General features: G+C 65.3%; 11 protein-coding genes and 9 pseudogenes. 3 read left to right on the forward strand and 17 right to left on the reverse strand.

The window, feature by feature from the left end; genetic code table 11:
* Positions 1-2: 2 nt before the first annotated feature.
* From K0H76_RS13665 to ileS, 6 genes and pseudogenes are all read right to left on the reverse strand, one after another.
* Positions 3-554 (reverse strand): hypothetical protein, encoded by a 552-nt coding sequence (locus K0H76_RS13665; RefSeq protein WP_258933353.1) that lies wholly within the window; start codon positions 552-554, stop codon positions 3-5.
* A 187-nt stretch (positions 555-741) separates the two neighbouring features.
* The gene (locus tag K0H76_RS13670) at positions 742-957 is read right to left on the reverse strand and encodes a hypothetical protein (RefSeq protein WP_258933354.1); all 216 of its coding nucleotides are present in this window, start codon (positions 955-957) and stop codon (positions 742-744) included.
* Positions 958-974: 17 nt separating this feature from the next.
* A pseudogene (gene ndk, locus K0H76_RS13675) lies at positions 975-1,387 on the reverse strand (nucleoside-diphosphate kinase).
* Between the two features lie 192 nt (positions 1,388-1,579).
* Positions 1,580-1,741: a hypothetical protein gene (locus K0H76_RS13680; protein ID WP_258935417.1), complete on the reverse strand. Its 162-nt coding sequence runs from the start codon at positions 1,739-1,741 to the stop codon at positions 1,580-1,582.
* Between the two features lie 118 nt (positions 1,742-1,859).
* Positions 1,860-3,269, reverse strand: a pseudogene (locus K0H76_RS13685) (bifunctional folylpolyglutamate synthase/dihydrofolate synthase).
* Positions 3,270-3,327: 58 nt separating this feature from the next.
* Positions 3,328-6,529: pseudogene (gene ileS, locus K0H76_RS13690) on the reverse strand (isoleucine--tRNA ligase); the annotation flags it as partial.
* A 294-nt stretch (positions 6,530-6,823) separates the two neighbouring features.
* On the opposite strand from ileS, the gene K0H76_RS13695 reads away from it, so the two are divergent.
* Positions 6,824-7,531, forward strand: a complete 708-nt coding sequence (locus tag K0H76_RS13695) for an MgtC/SapB family protein (protein ID WP_146341490.1) — start codon at positions 6,824-6,826, stop codon at positions 7,529-7,531.
* Positions 7,532-7,713: 182 nt separating this feature from the next.
* Here K0H76_RS13695 and K0H76_RS13700 read toward each other — a convergent pair whose 3' ends face one another.
* The 5 genes and pseudogenes from K0H76_RS13700 to K0H76_RS13720 form a co-directional block, all read right to left on the reverse strand.
* A complete protein-coding gene (locus K0H76_RS13700; protein ID WP_258933355.1) occupies positions 7,714-8,955 on the reverse strand; it encodes a valine--tRNA ligase in 1,242 nt (413 codons plus the stop codon).
* Positions 8,956-9,062: 107 nt separating this feature from the next.
* The gene (locus tag K0H76_RS13705; RefSeq protein WP_258935418.1) at positions 9,063-9,803 is read right to left on the reverse strand and encodes a valine--tRNA ligase; all 741 of its coding nucleotides are present in this window, start codon (positions 9,801-9,803) and stop codon (positions 9,063-9,065) included.
* 184 nt (positions 9,804-9,987) lie between these two features.
* A complete protein-coding gene (locus K0H76_RS13710; RefSeq protein WP_258933356.1) occupies positions 9,988-10,239 on the reverse strand; it encodes a valine--tRNA ligase in 252 nt (83 codons plus the stop codon).
* 42 nt (positions 10,240-10,281) lie between these two features.
* On the reverse strand, positions 10,282-10,884 hold the full coding sequence (locus tag K0H76_RS13715; RefSeq protein ID WP_258933357.1) for a DsbA family protein: 603 nt from the start codon (positions 10,882-10,884) through the stop codon (positions 10,282-10,284).
* A gap of 88 nt (positions 10,885-10,972) precedes the next feature.
* Positions 10,973-12,425 (reverse strand): annotated as a pseudogene (locus K0H76_RS13720) (mycothione reductase).
* A 101-nt stretch (positions 12,426-12,526) separates the two neighbouring features.
* Here K0H76_RS13720 and K0H76_RS13725 point away from each other — a divergent pair.
* Entirely contained in the window at positions 12,527-12,856 is a 330-nt protein-coding gene (locus K0H76_RS13725) for an antibiotic biosynthesis monooxygenase (protein ID WP_146341486.1), read from the forward strand.
* 80 nt (positions 12,857-12,936) lie between these two features.
* Positions 12,937-13,728 (forward strand): annotated as a pseudogene (locus tag K0H76_RS13730) (ParA family protein).
* Between the two features lie 147 nt (positions 13,729-13,875).
* Here K0H76_RS13730 and K0H76_RS13735 read toward each other — a convergent pair.
* The 6 genes and pseudogenes from K0H76_RS13735 to clpX form a co-directional block, all read right to left on the reverse strand.
* Positions 13,876-14,310 (reverse strand): annotated as a pseudogene (locus K0H76_RS13735) (MerR family transcriptional regulator); the annotation flags it as partial.
* A gap of 311 nt (positions 14,311-14,621) precedes the next feature.
* Positions 14,622-15,056, reverse strand: coding sequence for a bifunctional nuclease family protein (locus K0H76_RS13740; RefSeq protein WP_258933358.1), 435 nt, complete (start codon positions 15,054-15,056; stop codon positions 14,622-14,624).
* Entirely contained in the window at positions 15,037-15,852 is an 816-nt protein-coding gene (locus tag K0H76_RS13745) for a MerR family transcriptional regulator (protein ID WP_258933359.1), read from the reverse strand. Before K0H76_RS13745 ends, K0H76_RS13740 begins: the two co-directional genes overlap by 20 nt.
* Positions 15,853-15,939: 87 nt before the next feature.
* Positions 15,940-16,382: pseudogene (locus K0H76_RS13750) on the reverse strand (FHA domain-containing protein).
* A 136-nt stretch (positions 16,383-16,518) separates the two neighbouring features.
* Positions 16,519-16,902 (reverse strand): annotated as a pseudogene (gcvH, locus tag K0H76_RS13755) (glycine cleavage system protein GcvH); the annotation flags it as partial.
* A gap of 44 nt (positions 16,903-16,946) precedes the next feature.
* Positions 16,947-18,236, reverse strand: a pseudogene (gene clpX, locus K0H76_RS13760) (ATP-dependent Clp protease ATP-binding subunit ClpX).
* Between the last annotated feature and the right edge of the window lie 11 nt (positions 18,237-18,247).

Here is an 18,247-nt window from a genome sequence, read left to right on the forward strand (position 1 = left end):
CCTCATTCGAGCTCGTCCCATTCTAGCAACGCCGGGCTGAACGACTGATCCCAGTACTCGCTGCGCAGACGGAACTGCTCGCTGATGTGGCGGCCGATGCCCTGACGGGAGCCCAGGGCCGGATATGCGTGCATGCGCATGCTGGCCGCTGGGTCCATGCCGAACACCGCGGCGTCGGCGGCGCTGCGGAGGCTCGAGGTGAGGATGTCCACCGAGCCTGAGCCGTAGCCCGGCACGGATGCGGCAGCCTGACGAGCCACCTCGGTCAGCTCTGCGGAGATCACTGCTGTCACATCCACGGGAAGCATCCCCGTGAACAGGTCGCTGTTTCGCCGAAGGATCCGCAGCTCCTTGTGCCCGAGGACCGTGTCGAGAGTGAGGTCGGCGGCAGTGATCAGGGTAAGCGTGACCTCACGGGGCAGCGCAAGGGCCAGTGCACGGTTGCGCCTGCGGTGCTCGAAGCTGCGCGTCACCAGCTCGCGTACGGTGCTGCGTCCGTCGCCGACGACGAAGAGCGGCACCTGGACGGCAGCCGCGGTCGGTTCGGTGCCCACGGTGAAGAAGCGGACCGCCAGACCCTCGTTGTGGGGTGCGTCCGCTTAAGCAGCCGCCTCATAGGCGGGCACCTCCGCCGCGGCCAGGTACTCCTGCAGCAGATCCCAGGAGCTCGTCGCCTCAAGCGCCTGCGCGCTCACCAGCGTCGTCAGACGCCCATAGCCGCCCCTCGAACCTCTTTGGCCCTCAGATAGACCTGTCCGACCCCGGGAGAGTGAGCACCGTGAAGCCTCGGCGCTGCAGCTGCTTGGTGACGAACGCCTGGTGAGAGGTGGCGCGCGGGTATTCATTCAGCTGCTCCCAGCGCGGGAGAACCCGGTCTGCGATGAATCGCCCAATGGGCCGCTGAGCGTCAGGAAGGTCCGCTGCGCTCCTCACTGCTGCCTCATCCCGTTCACGCACGCTCAGCTCCGCTCGGCTCAGCCGAACCAGATTCTGATCTCACGCGCGGCCGACTCAGCGGAGTCTGAGCCGTGCACGAGGTTCTTCTGGACCTTCTCCCCCAGTCGCGGCCCAGGTCGCCGCGGATCGTCCCTGGAGCGGCGGCGGTGGGGTCTGAGACGCCGCACAGCGAGCGGAAGCCCGAAATGACGCCGTCACCCTCCACCACGGCGGCCACGATGGGGCCTGAGAGCATGAAATCGACCAGAGGCTGATAGAACGGCTTGCCCTCATGCTCGGCGTAGTGCTCCGCCAGCTGCACCTGCGTTGCGGCGACCTTCTTCAGCTCCGCGACGCGGTAGCCCTTCTGCTCCACTCGCCGCAGGATCTCGCCGGTCAGACCGCGCTCTACGCCGTCGGGCTTGATGAGCACCAGAGTTCGTTCGCTCATGAATCGTTCTCCTCACGTTCAGCGGCCAATTGTTCTTCCATCCGGTATCTTTCCATCTTTCGACGTCAAGCCTTGCGCCCGTGCGCACCGCGTACCACCAGCAGGCCAGGAAGCCCAGCCCCGGGATGAGTGCCAAGGGCGTCCACAGGCCCTCCTCGGTGATGAGCGCCGTCCAGAGGAATGCCGAGATCATCACGAACTGCAGGACCCAGCCGATCGCGTACCCGAGGGGCGGCGAAGCAGCCCGCATGTGAGCACCAGCAGCACCGCGATCAGTCCCGAGTAGGCCAGCAGCCACCAGGCGTACCAATAGTGCTGGTTGAGCCCCCAGGCGGTCAGCCCGAAGAACAGCATCAGACATGCCTCCAGGCACAGCACCGAGGAGGCGAAGAGCGTCTTCACCGAGCGCGGGGGCGCGTCTGCCCGGGCCTCCACTCCCGCTGGGCCTTGGTCAGTAAGCGGCGCTTGGCCATCAGGTGTCCTTTCTGAGACGGTCGTCCTCTGCACCCAGCAGGGTGCGAGCCTCTCCACCAGTGTCACCGATCCGGTGATCAGCACGCCGCCGGTGACGGTGGCGCCGTCCTCGTCGACACGGGACACGGCCCAGTCGATGGCTTCGTCGAGCCGCTCAGTGCTGTGCAGGTCCTCATCGCGGAAGCCTGCGTCGGCAGCCATTAGGCGCAGCTCCTCTGCGGGCACCGCACGGGGCGAGACGGACTGTGTGAGGCATATGTCGCTGGCCAGGTCCCCGTACTGCGTGTAGAGGGCCGCGAGCATGGCGCGGACGTCCTTCTCCTGGAGGATTCCGACCACCAGCACCAGCTTGTCCAGCCCGAAGCTCTCCTTGAGCGCTTCCGCGGAGGCCTCGATCCCGGCAGGGTTGTGAGCAGCGTCGGCAATGATCGCCGGTCCGGTTCGGAGGGTCTCCAGGCGACCGGGGCTGGTGATGTGCTCGCATGCCAGCTGGAGGTTCTCGAGATTCAGCTCCTGCTCGGCTCCGCCGATGAAGGCCTCCAGAGCCGCCACCGCAAGGCTGAAGTTCTGGGCCTGATGAGCGCCGTGCAAGGCCAGGAGCAGATCGGGGTAGCGCCCTGCGAGCCCCTGGACGGTGACCTGCTGGCCGCCGACGCCGGGGAGCCGGGACTCCACGCCGAACTCCACCCCTCGAAGCGGAAGGGAACTCCTGCCTCACGCGCTGCCTCGAGCAGCACATCGGCGGCCTCAGGAACCTGCGCGGCGGAGACGAGGAATCCGCCGGGCTTGATGATGCCTACCTTCTCCAGGGCGATGTCATGCTCAGAGTCTCCGAGCAGGTCAGTATGGTCGAGACTGATGGGGGTGACGACTTGGACGCTGCCGCTGACCACGTTGGTGGCGTCCCATGCTCCGCCCAGGCCCACCTCCAGGACCATGACGTCCACGGGCTCGTCGGCGAAGACGGCGAAGGCCAGCACGGTGAGGCACTCGAAGAGGGTCAGCGGCACCTCGCCGTCCGCGCTCAGCCTCTCATCGACCATGCCGATATGAGGACGGATCTCGTCCCAAATGCGCACAAAGGTCTCATCGGAGACGGGCACTCCGTCCACGCTGATCCGTTCGGTGACCGATCCCATGTGCGGCGAGCTGTACCGACCCGTGCGGAGATCATGGGCCAGGAGTCCCGCCTCGATCATCCGAGCAGCGGAGGTCTTGCCGTTGGTCCCGGTGATGTGGATGGCTGGGGCGGAACGCTCAGGGTTGCCCAGGAGGTCCATGATCATGCGCATCGGCTCCAGCCGGGGCTGCATGTCGTTCTCGGGGTTCGGGACAGAAGCTCGGCGTAGACCGATGCGACCGAGAACTGGTCGTACGGCTCGCCCGGGGTCAGCGGCTGCTCTGGCATCAGATGCTCTCCATGACGACGACGTCTGCTTGAGGTTCGGCGGCCGAGGGTCCTCGACCAGGTCCAGGTCTGCGGTGAGCGTCTCCTCGGTGACCAGCTGCGCGTGCTCATCCACCGCGGCGATCACCTCGGGCAGAGCCGTCAGCGTGGTGCGGATGCGGTCGGACACGTTGAGATCGGCGGCCTTGCGCGCCGCCTGCACGGTTCGGATCACGTCACGGGCCGTACCTTCAGCCACAAGCTGCGGGGTGAGCTCGGTGTCAAGGACGAGGAATCCGGCGGGCAGCGTCGTGACGGCCTTGTCGCCCGCCTCCTCCGAGACCGTGGTGGTCAGCTCATACTCACCCTCGTGAAGCTGCAGGCCGTAAGCCGTGACGGAGCCCTCCTGCACGGACCAGTCCCCGGATTTGGCGCCCTTGATGGCGTGCTGGACATCCTTCCCGAGCCGGGGTCCCGCCGCGCGGGCGTTCACCACCAGCTGTAAGCCAATGCCGAAGTCAGCCTCGTTGGTCTGCGCGGCTTCGAGAAGCTCGACAGACTTGAGGTTCAGCTCGTCGGCGATGATCTCCTGGTACGTGCCCGACAGCTCCTCGGCCTCGGGAACCACCACGGTCAGACGCTCGAGGGGCTGCCGCACCTTATCTTGGCCTGCTTGCGCAGGGCAGAGTAAACCGAGGTGATGGCTCTCGTACGCTCCATCCGATCGACGGCCTGCTCGTCGCGCAGGTAGTCCTCCGGGTTGGGCCAATCCGCCAGGTGCACAGACCGCCCTCCGGTCAGACCTCGCCAGATCTCTTCGGAGATCAGCGGAAGCATCGGCGCGGCCACACGGACGCAGGTCTCGAGGGCCGTGAAGAGCACGTCGTAGGCCGTGAGGTCCTCGGAGTAGAACCGCGCCCTGGACCGACGGATGTACCAGTTCGTCAGGGTCTCCGCATAGCGGCGGAGTGCCTCGGTGGCCTCCGCGATCGCGAACGCGTCGAGCGCGTCCGTCACCTCACGCACCAGATCGCCCGTGGCGGCGAGGATGTAGTGGTCCAGAGGGTTCTCCACCTCATCCGCCCGGACGCTCTTCGCCTCGTAGTAAGCTCCGCCCCGGGCGGTGTTGGCGTAGAGGGCGAAGAAGTGCCATGCGTTCCACACCGGCAGCAGCACTTGGCGCACACCCTCACGGATGCCCTCCTCGGTCACCACCAGGTTTCCGCCGCGAAGAATCGGGGAGCTCATGAGGAACCAGCGCATCGCATCGGAGCCGTCGCGGTCGAAGACCTCGTTGACGTCCGGATAGTTCTGCAGCGACTTCGACATCTTCTGACCGTCGGAGCCCAGCACGATGCCGTGGCTGATCACGTTGGTGAATGCTTAAGCCGGTCGAAGAGAGCCGTGGCCAGGATGTGCATGGTGTAGAACCAGCCGCGCGTCTGGCCCACGTACTCGACGATGAAGTCGGCGGGGTGATGCCCTTCGAACCACTCCGCGTTCTCGAAGGGGTAGTGCACCTGCGCGAACTGCATGGAGCCGGAGTCGAACCAGACGTCCAGCACGTCCTCGACCCGCACCATCATGGAGCGTCCGGTGGGATCGTCGGGGTTCGGCCGGGTCAGGCCGTCGATCCATGGGCGGTGCAGATCCGGCTCACCCGCGGCGTTGCGCGGGTAGTCGCCGAATGCCTCCTTCAGCTCCTCCAGCGAGCCGTACACCTCAGTGCGGGGGTAGGCGGGGTCGTCGGAGACCCACACGGGGATGGGGCTCCCCAGTACCTGTTCCGGCTGATGGACCAGTCGCGGGCGTTCTCGAGCCACCTGCCGAACTGACCGTGCTTGACGTTCCCTGGGATCCAATTGATCTGCTCGTTGAGCTCAAGCATCCGCTGCTTGACCTGGGTGACGGCGACGTACCAGGAGGTCACAGCTTTGTAGATGAGCGGGGTCCGGCATCTCCAGCAGTGCGGGTAGGAGTGCACATAGGACTTTTCGCGCACGAGACGGCCGTCGGCCCGAAGGCTGTTGATGATCGTGCGGTTCGCATCGAAGACCTGGACTCCGGCGATGTCAGCCAGTGGGGCGCGCCCCGACGGCGTGGGCTCGGCGAACATAGGCAGGAACTTCGCCGCGGAGTCCACCGAAAGGATGACCGGGATGCTTAAGCAGCCTCTGAGGACCGCTGGTCCTCCTCACCATAGGCCGAGGCCTGGTGCACCAGTCCGGTGCCGTCTGTGGTGGTGACGTAGTCCTCGACCAGGACACGGAAGGCGTGCTGGGTGCCCCAGGCCTCCTCATCGGTGTAGTAGTCCCAGAGGGGCTCGTAGCGCACTCCCGCGAGCTGCTCGCCGCGGTATGCCGCGCCGACGGCCTGCTCGGCCTGCTGAGCGTCCTGGAATCCGAGGTCTTCGGCATAGGCGCCGAGCAGCTCGCGCGCCAGGACCACCTTCCCCGGCACGGGGCCCTCCGCCGGAGCCTCGACGACGACGTAGTCGACATGCGGGCCGACGGCGATGGAGAAGTTGGTCGGCAGCGTCCACGGAGTGGTGGTCCAGGCGAGCAGGTGAGCGCCCAGCAGCTCATCCGGACCCTCTGTCACGGGGAAGGCGGCGGTGACCGAAGGGTCTTGGCGGTCCTGATAGACCTCGTCGTCCATCCGCAGCTCATGGTTGGAGAGCGGGGTCTCGTCCTTCCAGCAGTAAGGGAGCACCCGGAACCCCTGATAGGTCAGGCCCTTGTCGTGGAGCTGCTTGAACGCCCAGATGACCGACTCCATGAAGTCGACGTTGAGGGTCTTGTAGTCGTTCTCGAAATCGACCCAGCGGGCTTGGCGGGAGACGTAGCTCTCCACTCCTTGGTGTATTGAAGGACGTTGGAGCGGCACGCATCGTTGAACGTGTCGATCCCCATCGCCTCGATCTCGGCCTTGTCCCGCATGCCGAGCTCCTTCATCGCGGAGAGCTCTGCCGGCAGGCCGTGGGTGTCCCAGCCGAACCGCCGCTCGACGCGCTGGCCGCGCATCGTGCGGTACCGCGGGACGAGGTCCTTGGCGTATCCCGTCAGCAGGTGACCGTAGTGCGGAAGACCATTGGCGAAGGGCGGGCCGTCGTAGAAGACGAACTCCTCCCCCTGCCGCTGCTCGACGGATGCTTTGAACGTCCCGTCCTCGTCCCAGTACTTGAGGATGCGCTCCTCAATCTCGGGGAAGCGCGCGGAGGCAGGGGCCTCACGCTCCTTGCCGGAGGCAGCGCGTGGGTAGACGGGAGAAGTCTCGGTCATGGAGTCCATCCTGGTCGGGCCGAACAGAGTATTCAGTGCTGCCGCAAGGACGCTGCGAGCCGGAGCTCGAGGCGCGGTACCACCTTGCTTGCACAGGTAGGCAGTGCCGGCTCTGCGCCTCTCCACGACTGCTGTGACGGGCATACCCGTCCGGGTCTACTCAGTGGCGACGGCGGCACCGTCACGGACCTTTCTTCCGGATGCTCCCCGGTGATGGCCGGATCAAAGCGGATTCGGCTCAACAGTCTACTAGAGGACTTGTGCGCCGAAGAGGCACCTTCTAGCGTCAGGGCAATGGACATCGAACTGCTGCGCGACACAGCCGCGGAGGAGGCGCTGCTGCTGATCTGCGCCTTCGTGCTCTCCGCCGTCATCGGCATCGAGCGCGAGGTGCGCCAGAAGTCGGCGGGAGCGCGCACGCACATCCTGGTCGGCCTCGGCTCAGCGCTCTTCACCCTGGTCTCCGCCTATGGCTTTGCTCACATCCTCGCAGACGGAGTCATCCTCGATCCCTCTCGCATCGCGGCCCAGATCGTCTCCGGGATCGGGTTCATCGGAGCGGGCGTGATCTTCGTCCGTCAGAACATCGTTTCGGGCCTCACCACTGCGGGCTCCATCTGGGTCACCGCAGCAGTGGGCATGGCCTGCGGCGCGGGGATGCCGCTGATTGCGGCGATCACCGTGGCACTGCACCTGCTGGCTATGACAGTGGTGACGTGGCTGGTGCGGCGGCTCCCCCAGCATGGCCGCACTCAGCGCTTCGAGGTGCGCTACCGGGACGGACACGGCATCCTTCGGGAGATCCTCCGCGCAGCCTCCGATATGGGCTACGAGACCGGTCTTTCGCAGACGAAGCGGGAGGATACGGAGGACGGCCCTGTAGTCGACGCCACCATGACGTTCAGCCGTTCGCAGTACCAGTCACCGGGCATGCTCATGCAGTCCCTCACCGAGCTCAGAGGCGTCCTCGAGGTCCGAGCCCTCGAGAATCAGCTGGACTGATCGCGGCCTCCGGAGCACAACGAGCGGCGGCGCGGGCCCGGGCTTTTCTGCCCTGGGTCCGCGCCGCCGCTGTTCAGGAGAAGTTCGCCTCCTACGCGTCAGAGGCTGCGTACTCCGCGCTGGTGAGCTCTGCGGCGTCTCCCCGGCGACGAGCACGAGCTGCTCCGCCTTGACCGCCGACTTCAGATCTTCGAGAGCCGCGGAGACCTGCGGCAGCTGGACCTCTGGGAGGGCCAAGGTGCCTGTGAGGATCGGGGTGCGCTGCTTGACCTGCGCGTCGGACTTTGCCCGGCGCACGGCAACGAGCGCGTCAGCCACCGCGTCCAGGGCGACTGCCTCGCCGCGGCGGCGTGCAGGCCCTCCGAGCTCGGCCATTCCGCCCCGTGGACGGAGCCGCTGCGCCACCATCGCCAGACCTCATCGGTGGCGAACGGAAGAACGGGCGCAAACAGCTTCAGCAGCGTGTCCAGAGTGGTCGCCAGGGCCGCGCGGACCGATGCCTGAGCGTCCTCGCCCTGACCGCCGTAGGCACGGTCCTTGACCAGCTCCACATAGTCGTCGGTGAAGCTCCAGAAGAACTGCTCTGTGAGCTGGAGGGCCCTCGCGTAGTCGTACTCGTCGAACCGTTTCGTGGCCTCATCCACCACCGTGGCCAGCTGGGCCAGAAGTGCCTGGTCAAGCGGGTGCGCGACGCCTTGGGCCGAGGATGCGTCGTGGACGATGTGCTCCTCCGTGACGCCCATCCCGAACGCGAACTTCGAGGCGTTGAGCAGCTTGATCGCCAGACGGCGGCCGATCTTCATCTGCGCCTCCTCGTAGGCGGTGTCCGCCCCGAGCTTGGCGCTGGCGGCCCAGTAGCGGACCGCGTCGGTGCCGAACTTCTCCAGGACCTCATCGGGCACGACCACGTTGCCTTTGGACTTGGACATCTTCTTACGGTCCGGGTCCAGGATCCAGCCGGAGATTGCGGTATTGGTCCACGGGACCGACTCGTGCAGCGAGTGTGCCCGCACAGCGGTGGAGAACAGCCAGGTACGAATGATGTCGTGCCCCTGCGGCCGGAGATCGTAGGGGAAGACGCGGGTGAACAGCTCGTTGTCGCGCTCCCACTTGCTTAAGCGATCTGAGGGGTCAGCGAGGACGTCGCCCAGGTGTCGAGCACGTCCTGCTCGCCGACGAAGCCGCCGGGAACGCCCGCAGATCCTCCGTGAAGCCTGGAGCCGCGTCGGAGGAGGGGTCGACGGGCAGCTGAGCCTCCTCGGGCAGGAGGGGTGCTCATAGTCCGGTTCGCCATCCTCGTCCAGGCGGTACCAGACCGGGATCGGCACGCCGAAGAAGCGCTGGCGGGAGACCAGCCAATCACCGTTCAGACCCTCAACCCAGTTCTCGTAGCGGGAGCGCATGAACGCGGGGTGCCAGTCCATCTGCTAAGCCGCGCTCGATCAGCTCGGCGCGGCGGCCCGCATCACGTCCGCCGTTGCGGATGTACCACTGCCGGGAGGTGACGACCTCGAGCGGCTTGTCGCCCTTCTCATAGAAGTGGACGGCGTGGGTGATCTGCTTGGGCTCTCCGCGCAGGAAGCCTAGCCTCGCCCAGCATCTCGACGACCGCTTCCTTGGCCGAGTGGACTGTTTTGCTTACCAGCTGCTCGTAGCTGAGGCGGCCCTGCGCTGAGGCGATCCACTCCGGCGTCTCTCGTGCGAAGCGGCCGTCACGGCCGATCAGAGCGCGGGTGGGAAGCTGCAGCTCACGCCACCAGGTCACGTCGGTCATGTCGCCGAACGTGCAGATCATGGCGATGCCGGAGCCCTTCTCCGGGTCGGCGAGCCGGTGCGCGGTGACTTCGACCTCCACCCCGAAGAGCGGAGAGGTCACCGTGGTGCCGAAGAGCGGCTGGTATCGCTCATCGTCAGGGTGGGCCACCAGGGCCACGCAGGCGGGGAGCAGCTCCGGCCGTGTGGTCTCGATGACGACCTCGCTGCCGTCGGCGGCGAAGAAAGGGATGGCCTGGTAGGCACCGGGCCGCTCCTTGGCCTCCAGCTCGGCCTGGGCCACTGCGGTCCGGAAGGTGATGTCCCACAGCGTCGGCGCCTCTGCGGTGTAGGCGTTGCCCGAATTCACGTCGCGCAGGAAGGCGCGTTGGGATGCCGCCCGCGAGTTTTCGTCGATGGTCCGGTAGGTCTGGCGCCAGTCGACGGAGAGGCCCAGGCGCGTGAAGAGATCCTCGAAGACCTTCTCGTCCTGGACGGTGAGCGTCTCGCAGAGCTCGATGAAGTTCTGCTTAGGCTGATGGCGTCCCAGTCGCGCTGGTTCTTCGCCTAAGCTTCGTCGGCGGCGTGTAGTCGGGGTCGTACGGCTGGGAGGGATCGCAGCGCACGCCGTAGAAGTTCTGGACCCTGCGCTCGGTCGGCAGACCGTTGTCGTCCCAGCCGAGGGGTAGAAGACCGTTTTGCCCTCATCCGCTGGAAGCGGGCAACCACATCGGTCTGAGTGTAGGAGAACATATGGCCCACGTGGAGGGACCCCGAGGCCGTCGGCGGCGGGGTATCGATGGAGTAGACCTGCTCGCGGGGGCCGTCTCGTCGAAGTGGTAGAGCCTCTCGGCCTGCCAGGCCTCGTTGAGCGTGGCCTCGAGGCCTTCCAACGCGGGCTTTTCGGGAACAGCGGGGGTGATGGGCGAGTCCGTGCCCAGGGATTCGTCAGACATGAGCCTCAGTCTCTCACGCGCGGACTCGCCCCCGTGCTGTGCTCAGCCGAGCTGCGGCGACTCGGTGCGGGAGCGCTTCAGCTCGAAGAAGTAGGGGTACTCGGCGAGCGCGACCGCGCCGTCGAAGACCTTGCCTGCTTCCTCGCCCTCGGGGACCCGGGTGATCACCGGACCGAAGAATGCGGTGCCCTTGAAGGCGACGACCGGGGTGCCGACGTCCTGGCCGACCCGCGAGATCCCTTCGTGATGGGAGGCGCGCATGCGCTCGTCGTTGGTGTCCGTCTTCGCCTGCTCCAGGAGGGAGGAGTCGGCACCGATGCTCTCCAGGGCCTGAGCCGCGGCGGCTTCGAAGTCTCGGTTTCCGCGGTGGTGGATCTCGGTGCCCACTGCGGTGTAGAACTCACCGACCTTCTCCTCGCCGTGCGCGAGCTCCACGGCTGTGGAGGCACGGGCCGGAATCCAACGGGCCAGCTGCTCGGCGTCCTCGGCCGGGCTCGGGTTCTTCTCCTCGTTGAGCACTCCGAGGCTCATCACGTTCCAGTGGACCTCAATGTCGCGGACCTTCTCCACTTCGAGGATCCAGCGGGAGGTTGCCCACGCGAAGGGGCATAGGGGATCGAACCAGAAGTCAACACGCTCTGCCATCGGTACTGTCCTTTCGACGTATTCAGGGTGGGTGCCTCCGTGCCAACTGCTGAAGGCGCCGCGTTGTTCCTCCCCGACGCTGGGTCCGCTACAGCGGTGCGCTGTCCGGAATCGGGACGTCCAGACCCAGCAGCGCGTTCTCGATGACCTCGGTCAGCGCGGGGTGGATCCAGTACTGGCCTCGTGCTGCGGTGTAGGCATCCTGCCCGAAGCTCATGGCTTGGACGATCGGCTGGATGAGGTTCGACGACTGCGTTCCGACGACATGGGCGCCGAGGATCTCACCCGTGCGACGGTCCGCCACGACCTTGGCCAGACCGTTCATGTCTTCCATGGCCCAGCCGTAGGCGGTGTCGCCGTACTTCTGGACTTTGACGGTGACGTTCACCTGGCCTATCGAGTCGACTGCCTCGGCCTCGGTCATCCCGACGAACGCGATCTCGGGGTGGGAGAACACAGCGGCAGGCACGGCGAAGGTGCGGGCCTGCCTGAGATCCCGAGGATTCTCCAGGTTGTGCGAGACCACCCGCGCTTCGTGGTTGGCCACATGTTTGAGCATCGCCTCGGAGCAGATGTCCCCGGCTGCGTACAGGCCTGGGACCGGCTTAGCCTTCGGACAGCACACGCTGGTGGGCGTCGACGGCCAGCCGTCCGTCCTCATGGAGGTCCAGGCCCGCGTCGGCAGCGCCGATCAGATCCGTGTTGGGGTCCGCCCCGTGGCGACGAGCACGCAGTCGGCGTCGTAGGTCTCAGCCCGACCGTCCGAGGTCACCACGTGGGCGGTGACCCCACCCTGCTCGGAGTCGGGCTCGTGCGGCTCCAACGAGGCGAGGGTGCGCTGGTATCGCACGGTCCAGTTCTTCTCGGCCTGGGCCGAATACGCCTGGGCGATCTCTTCGTCGAGCTGGCGCATCAGCCCTTGGCTGCGGTTCACTTGGACCACGCTGCTGCCCAGGCCAGAGAAGATCGCCGCGAACTCGCAGGCGATGTAGCCGCCGCCGACGATGAGCACGCGCTCAGGCAGCTCTTCCAGCCGCATGACGGTGTCCGAGGTATGGACCTGGGGCAGCGTGATGCCTGGCACCTCAGGAATGACCGGCCGCGATCCTGCGGCGATCACAAGCTGCTCGGCGCGGACCTCGGTGCCTGTCGTCTCCGAGCGGAAGGACCTGTGTCCGGTCAGCGTGACCTTCTCCTGGAGCAGGTGCACATTTTCAAGACTCTCCCGGTACTCCCGCCCTCCTGACGAGATGGCATCAATGCGGCCGAAGATTCTGTCCCGTATGGCGGGCCAGTCGGCGCGGGCCTCCCCATCGTGACCCCGAGGCGGGCTGCTTCGTGGGGTGCGCGGGCCAGTGCGGACGGACGGACGAACATTTTGGTAGGAATGCACCCCACGTTCAGGCACGTGCCCCGAAGGCGCCGGTGGCATCGATGCCCTTGTCGGCCAGGACCACCTCTTTGTCGTTCCAGAAGGGTGTGATGAGGGAATTGCCGGAGCCGGAGCCGATGATCGCCAGGTCAGGTCGCAGTGTTGCCATGATCCCCATCCTAGGTCGGCGGAGCCTCGGAATGGTGTGGGAGCATCTGCGGTTGCAGTGCTGGACATTCGCTCATTCTTTGGAAAGGAGAGACCACAACGATGATTCTGATTGTGGTGAAGTTCCCGGTGAAGCCGGAGTATGCGGAGGAGTGGCCTGAGCTGACTCGCGAGTTCACCGAGTCGACCCGCGCCGAGCCCGGCAACAAGTTCTTCGAGTGGTCGCGCAGCCTGGAGGACCCGAACGAATATGTCCTCGTGGAGGGCTTTGATGACGACGCCGCCGAGGCGCATGTAACCTCCGACCACTTCCAGCGTGCGATCAGCTCTGAGGGGCCGATGTTCGGGGCCCTCGCCTCGACCCCGCGCATCATTTCCCGCAGCATCGACGCTGATGGCTGGGAGGAGATGGGCGAGATGCAGGTCAGCTGACGGCCTCAGCATCGTCAGCGACTCTCCGACGTGCCCCCGCGGTTGCACCGTGGGGGCACGTCGCGTCTTAGGATGGGCAGGTGCAGATCTTAAGCGTCTCCAGTTTGAAAGGCGGGGTCGGCAAGACCTCGGTCACCATGGGCCTGGCTTCGGCCGCCCTCAACGCAGGGGTCAAGACGCTGGTGATCGACCTTGATCCGCACGCTGATGCGACCACGGGCCTTGCCGTAACCCGGGGCACCGGCAAGGAGGCGGGCCTGCTCCTGCGGGAGTACCGCAGGGCCGACATCACCCAGCACACCATCCCTTCCGGGTGGGTGGAGCTGCTGCCGGAGGACCGGCAGGAGGAGGCTGTCCTCGATGTGGTCGCTTACTGGCAATCTCCGCAACCTTCGACCGCCCGGATATTCGTCCGCGGGATATGAAGCGCCTGAAGACACTCGTCGACAAGCTCGAAGGGTACGACCTCGTGCTTGTCGACTGCCCTCCGTCCTCTCAGGCCTGACCCGCATTGCGTGGGGGCTTCGAACCAGGTCCTGCTGGTGGCGGAGCCGAGCCTCTTCTCCGTCGCGGGCACAGAGCGCACCATGCGCGCTATCCGCATGTTCTCCAACGAGTATGCCCCGCAGCTGACTCAGGCCGGGGTCGTGGTCAACCGTGCACGCGCCGACTCGGTCGAGCATGAGTATCGCCTGCTGGAGATGGAGCGGCTCTACGCGGACAAGATGATGCTCCCCGTGCTCGAGGAGAACCCCTTCTGGCAGCAGATACAAGGGGCCGCATACCCGGTCCACCAGTGGCCCTCGGACCAGGTGCGGGACATGGCGAAGAGCTTCGACGAACTGCTCAAGCAGCTCATCAAGGTCGACTGAGCAGGCGGCGCGCTCCGAGCCGAGGCTCGGAGCGCCGCAGCTATGAGGCTTTCGCGCCCGCATCTGCGAAAGCTCGTCAGTGCCCTCGAAGGCTCTCTCGGGCTCGACCTGGTCGGCGTCCGCGTGGGCTTCGGTGCGTTCGCGGGGCAGCTCTGCGAGCGATCCCTCCACCTCTCGCCACACCCGTCCGACGGCAATGCCGAATACGCCCTGTCCGCCCTGGACCAGATCGATCACCTCGTCCTGCGATGTGCATTCGTACACCGAAGCGCCATCAGACATCAGGGTGATCTGCGCCAGGTCTTCGACACTCGCTCGCGCAGATGCTCGATCGCCGCCCGGATCTGCTGCAGCGAAACCCCGGTGTCCAGCAGACGCTTGACGACTTTCAGCACCAGAATGTCGCGAAATGAGTACAGACGGGCCGAACCAGATCCGGACGCGTTGCGCAGCGAGGGCTGCACGAGCTTGGTCCGGGCCCAGTAGTCCAGCTGGCGGTAGGTGATGCTTAGCCGCAGAGCAGGCGATGGGGCCGCGGTAGCCCATCTCCTCATCAAGGTCGGGGAGGCCGTCGTCGAACAGCCGGTCCTGAGCTGCGGGCTGCTGACGCGCCCTCCGAGTCTCAGAGCTGAAGTCCAGGCTCACCGGTCACCTTCTCATCACGTATCGAGGGGGAAGCTTATGATCTGCCCATCAGTCTAGCGCCGCAGACTCGGCATGGGACCCGCTGGTGCCGCGCGTGTTGCTACCGGCCGTTGCCTCCGTGCCCTGAGCTGCCGAAGTCATCAGGCTCTGCCTCGCTGAGAAACCTCTGAAACTCGGCGATCTCCTCCTCAGAGATGGGAGACCTGTTCGCAGGCTCTCCCTCAGGGTGAGCGGATTCTGCCGGCGCGTCATGGGGATCTGCTCGCACTGAATGCGACGCTCCGCAGAGTGTCGCGACGCATCGTGACAGGACACTTGGCCCGCACAGCGACGGCGATGGCATCGGAGGCACGCGCATCGAGCGTCCTGCCGGAGCTGAGCGCGAGCGTGCCCCGGTAGGTTGAGGCGTCCATCAGGCTGATCTCTACGTGCGCCACTCCTCCGCCCAGGGTCTCAAGCACATTCGTCAGCAGATCGTGGGTCAGAGGACGCGGCGGAATCTCGCCCTGGAGCGCTCGTGCTACGGCTGCCGCCTCGGAGGGCCCGACCACGACGGCGAACTGCTGACGCCCCTCCGAGTCCTGGTCGGCAGCGCGCAGGATGATCACAGGCTGACTGGAGGGCAGCTCGACACGCACACCGACGATGTCCAGCATGACCTGCTCACCGGGCCGATCCTCCATGGCACCAGTGTAGGCCTCTGACCTCAGCCGCGGTCGATCTTTCGACGGCGGAATCCATGATGGATGAGCGAAGCTCCTTCAGCGACTGCAGCATCTCTTTGGACGACTCTGCCACCCGCGCCCTCGCGGCGGCGTCCTTGCGCATCGCGTGGGGAGCCATGGCGCGAGCGATGAGATCCAGTTCGGAATCGGCTGAGCGCCGGATTCCTACGAGGTGCTTGGGCTCCAGGCCGTACCGTGCGAGGACGCGGACGGCCTTGACGGCTTTGAGGTCCTGATGGCTGTAGTTGCCCTGCTCGTCGGCCGCGATGATGCGGAACTTCTCCAGGGTGTCGAGCATTCCGCGAGTGGCACCCGAGAGAGCTCGGAGCTCTTTGCGGCTCATTGGCCGCATCCGGCCGGTGATCTGCCCTGCTACGTCGTCGGTGATGTCGCGGGGACCGACCGGAGCATGCTCCGGAAGGGCCTCCGGCTTCTCCCCGCGGTCGATGGCGTCCATCGTCTCTTTGATGACGTCCAGCGGCATATACCTGTCCCTCTGGAGGGCGAGGATGAACCGCAGACGCTCGACGTCGGAGGCTGAGTATTTCCGGTACCCGGAGTCGGTGCGGGCGGGCTCGACAAGATCCCGCTCTTCGAGGAACCGCAGCTTGGAGGCTGAGAGATCGGGATATTCGTTCTGCAGTTCACGCAGCACCTCGGAAATGGTGAATACGTGCGCCTCTGCGGGCGCTCTGGTATCGGTACTCTCGTTCTTCGCCGCCTGTTTCGGCGTGCGAGCAGGCCTTGCGCTCACTGCGTGTCCTCTTTCAGGCTCAGGGAAGGTGAAGCCATGAAACACAATAACGCCCTGTGCCCTTTTCAGCAGTTATTTCAGCTCGACTTATTTCGATGAGGCGTAGAACGTGAGGCGGAATTTGCCGATCTGAACGACGTCTCGGGGCTGGAGGAGGTGCTGATCCACCCGGTTGTGATTGACGTAGGTGCCGTTGAGGCTGCCCAGATCCTCGAGCACGAAGCCTTCGGGAGTCTTGTGGAATCTCACGTGCCGCCGAGACACAGTGACGTCGTCGAGAAGTATTTCGGCCTCCGGGTGACGGCCCACCGTGGTCACGTCTCCGTCCAGCAGGAACCTGGCTCCCTGATTGGCGCCGCTGTGGGCGATCAGGAGCGCAGAGCCCGGAGGCAATGCCCCAGGGCGCGGCTGTCGACGTCTGAGAGATATGCCTCGAGGCTGCCCGTTGTAGTGGGCGGCAAGGAGATGGATGTTGTCTCACCGGCCCCGTACCGCCGTCCGCGTGCCCGTTCTGAACTGGCCTGTTCCACGCTGCCCTCCTCTGCCGATCATGCGCGCTTGACCTAGGGTCACAACTATATAACAGACAGAGACATAGATTAACCTTCTTCGACGCACAGATTCAGCGTCGGCGGTCAGGATGCGAAGAACGGACGGGTCTTGCTCAGCCAGCCCCTGCGAGTACTGCTCGGCGGACAGAAGCGCCTTATAGCCGGACTCTGCGGCGAGCCGCATTTCGAACAGCCATCCCCGCCGTAGGGCTCGGCGTTGACCGTCTGCGGCTGCTGGTCAAGCTCCGAGTTCACCGCCGTGATCTCTCCGGCGACAGGGGCATAGATGTCGGAGACCGACTTGGTGGACTCCACCTCGCCGACGACATCCCCTGCTGCGACGGCTGCTCCGACGGCAGGGTGGTCGACATAGACGACTTCGCCCAGGGCATCCTGTGCGAAGTCGGTGATGCCCACTCGCACGATGCTGTCTTCGTTGGGCCTCGCTCACCCATTCGTGCTCGGAGCTGTATCTCAGGTTCTCCGGGATGCTGCTCATGCCAGGTTCACTCCGTTCTTCGGGCCGCTCGAGCGGCGAAGGGTTCAGGCGGTCTTCTTGTGGAGCTTCTTTGCTTCGGAGCGGCTCAGCATGACGGGCTCCGCACCCTCAGCCACGACCTCCTCGGTGATCGTGATGGTGGCGACGTCCTCGTGGTCGGGAAGCTCGAACATCACCGGTTGAGCACGGTCTCCAGAATGCTGCGGAGTCCGCGGGCGCCCGTGCCGCGCACCTCTGCCATCCCGACGATCGCGCGGATCGCCGCGTCCGTGAACTCGAGCTCCACATCCTCCAGCGAAAAGATCTTCTGGTACTGCTTGATCAGGGCGTTCTTAGGCTGCGTGAGGATGGCGACCAGCGCCTCGGTGTCCAGCTCCTCCACGGTGGCCACTACTGGCAGGCGTCCGATGAACTCTGGGATCAGGCCGAACTTGTGCAGATCTTCAGGCTCAAGGTCGCTGTAGGTGATCTCCTCGCGGGTGATCGTCGACAGCGGGGCACCGAAGCCGAGACCTTTCTTCCCGGTCCGCGACTCAATGATCTCTTCCAGTCCGGCGAATGCGCCCGACACAATGAACAGGACGTTCGAGGTGTCGATCTGGATGTATTCCTGGTTGGGGTGCTTCCGTCCGCCCTGCGGCGCGACCTGCGCGGTGGTGCCCTCGAGGATCTTCAGGAGGGCCTGCTGGACTCCTTCACCGGAGACGTCTCGTGTGATCGAAGGGTTCTCCGATTTGCGGGAGATCTTGTCGATCTCATCGATATAGACGATGCCCTGCTCCGCCTTCTTCACGTCCCCGTCGGCGGCCTGAATGAGCTTCAGAAGGATGTTCTCGACATCTTCGCCCACATAGCCAGCCTCCGTGAGGCTGGTCGCATCGGCCACGATGAACGGAACCTGCAGCTTCCTGGCCAGAGACTGTGCCAAGTAGGTCTTCCCGATCCGGTGGGTCCGACCATCAGGATGTTCGACTTGCCGATCTCCACGTCGTCGAAGTCGCCCTGCGAGATGCTTGCCGTCTTGGACGCGCTGCCGGTGATCTGCACACGCTTGTAGTGGTTGTGGACAGCCACAGCCAGGGTCTTCTTGGCTGCGTGCTGTCCCACCACGTACTCGTCGAGGTAGCGGTAGATCTGCTTGGGGTCGGAAGCTCGAAGGTGTCCGTCTCCTGGACCTCGTTGAGGTGCTCCTCGATGATCTCGTTGCAGAGCTCGATGCACTCGTCGCAGATATACACACCGGGGCCACTGATGAGCTTGTAGCGGACCTGCTTCTGGTTCTTCCCGCAGAAGGAGCACTTGAGCAGGTCGCTGCTCTCGCCGATTCGCGCCATAGTCCCCAGCC

Origin of the sequence: Nesterenkonia pannonica (genome assembly GCF_019575955.1) — a bacterium.
GTDB lineage: Bacteria > Actinomycetota > Actinomycetes > Actinomycetales > Micrococcaceae > Nesterenkonia > Nesterenkonia pannonica.